Below are 1520 nucleotides of genomic sequence, written 5' to 3'. Positions count from 1 at the left end.
GCTCTGGCCGGTTTCGCCGGGCTGGCTTTGTCACTGCGTTTGTCGAACGAATTTATTATACCTGTTTCGATGGGATTGTCAACGGGGATTTCCGGTTTTTTCGTCTTTTTCAGCGGAGATTCCGCCCCAATGCTCTCCGGTGAGGATACAGCGGCCGTCCGCCGCGCACTTTCCGCAGCCGATGCAGCGGGTGGGACCGCTCCCCCGGCCGTAGAGCACCCAGCAAATGCCCGCCGTTCCGCCCAGAATCAAGATCACCGCCAGAAGCTCCATGGACCACACTCCTTCCTGTTTACATCAGCTTACCATGCGAAGGGATTCCGGTCCAGTGGGATCTGCAACAGCCGCACCCCCAGCAGGGGCAGCAGTACCTCTGCCGGCCCCGGCAGCACCGGCAGCAAAAACTCCTGGGGATCGATCCATGTCCCATCTGGTCGGGGCAGCTGGCGCTGCACGCACAAAACCGGCTCCGTCAGGCTGGAGAGCGTCAGACTGTCCCGGGCGGAAAGGCCATAGGAGACCACAGCCTCTGCCGCCAGCCCCGTGGGCAGAGGCCGCTCCCAGTCCCCCGGCAGCAGCAAAATCCGGCACCGGACTACCCGCTTTCCCACCGCTACGCATCCTCCCGCCGTCAGAGCCAGCAGATCCCAGTTCCGCCCTTCCAGCTCCGCCGCCGTCTCCGCCCGGCGGACACCGGGCGGCAGCAGCCTCTCCCACGCTCGGGGACACTCCAGCAACGCACCCTCCATTTGACCACCTCCCACCTAGTGTCTGCCGGGCCGGCAGGTTCCATGCGAAAATTTTTCTCGTCTTTTTGGCGCTGCTGTGCTATACTGAACCATGAATCTGAAAAAGCGGAGGGACGTCTCTTGCACTTCTGGGGCCATTTGAAAACCATCAGCCATCACCGCCGTCTGGTGCGGAAGTACTGCTTCCGCCTGGGTCTTTACTGGCAGGGACTGACCCATGACCTGTCCAAGTATTCCCCCATCGAGTTCTGGGCGGGCGTGAAATATTTCCAGGGGGACCGCAGCCCTAACGACGCCCAGCGGCGGGAACGGGGGTACAGTGCCTCCTGGCTCCACCACAAGGGCCGCAACCGTCATCACTTTGAGTACTGGACGGATTACAGCATCCGGGGCGAGGGCATCATCGGCGTGGAGATGCCAAAAAAATACGTGGCGGAGATGTTCTGCGACCGACTGGCCGCCAGCCGGGTATACCGGGGCAAGGACTTCCAGCTGGCGGACCCATATCTCTTCTTCCAGCGGTCCATGAAAAAGCGCCTGCTGATCGCACCGGAGACCGCAGCGCTGCTGGAGACCATGCTCATCAAGCTCCGGGACGAGGGTGAGGACGCCGCTTTTACCTATATCCGGCACGAGGTTTTGGGGAAGTGACCGTGTCTCATTCTTGCTTCCGGGACCGCAATTGTTAGCTGAGGCCATCCAATAAAAGCAGTGGAGCGTATGGCAGTTTGCCATGCGCTCCGCTTTTTTGTCCCCTGATGGCGTTTTACT

General features: G+C 60.9%; 3 protein-coding genes. 1 reads left to right on the top strand and 2 read right to left on the bottom strand.

The genetic code is table 11. From position 1 onward, the window contains the following. Positions 1–78: 78 nt before the first annotated feature. Positions 79–273, bottom strand: coding sequence for a hypothetical protein (locus QZL67_RS02420; protein ID WP_022289186.1), 195 nt, complete (start codon positions 271–273; stop codon positions 79–81). Between the two features lie 29 nt (positions 274–302). Next, positions 303–749, bottom strand: a complete 447-nt coding sequence (locus tag QZL67_RS02415) for a hypothetical protein (RefSeq protein WP_022289185.1) — start codon at positions 747–749, stop codon at positions 303–305. Positions 750–869: 120 nt separating this feature from the next. Here QZL67_RS02415 and QZL67_RS02410 point away from each other — a divergent pair, with 120 nt between their 5' ends. Beyond that, complete coding sequence (locus QZL67_RS02410; protein WP_022289184.1) at positions 870–1400, top strand: DUF5662 family protein; 531 nt, start codon at positions 870–872, stop codon at positions 1398–1400. Positions 1401–1520 lie beyond the last annotated feature (120 nt).

It is taken from the genome of Oscillibacter sp. CAG:155 (assembly GCA_000436875.1).
GTDB lineage: Bacteria > Bacillota > Clostridia > Oscillospirales > Oscillospiraceae > Oscillibacter.
Note: the sequence above shows the minus strand (reverse complement) of the source record. Positions and strands in the feature narration are given on the sequence as shown.

Bases quoted from the DNA above. Each gene is read 5' to 3' on its own strand.
- QZL67_RS02415 (WP_022289185.1), bottom strand. From the start codon at position 749: ATGGAGGGTGCGTTGCTGGAGTGTCCCCGAGCGTGGGAGAGGCTGCTG.
- QZL67_RS02420 (WP_022289186.1), bottom strand. From the start codon at position 273: ATGGAGCTTCTGGCGGTGATCTTGATTCTGGGCGGAACGGCGGGCATT.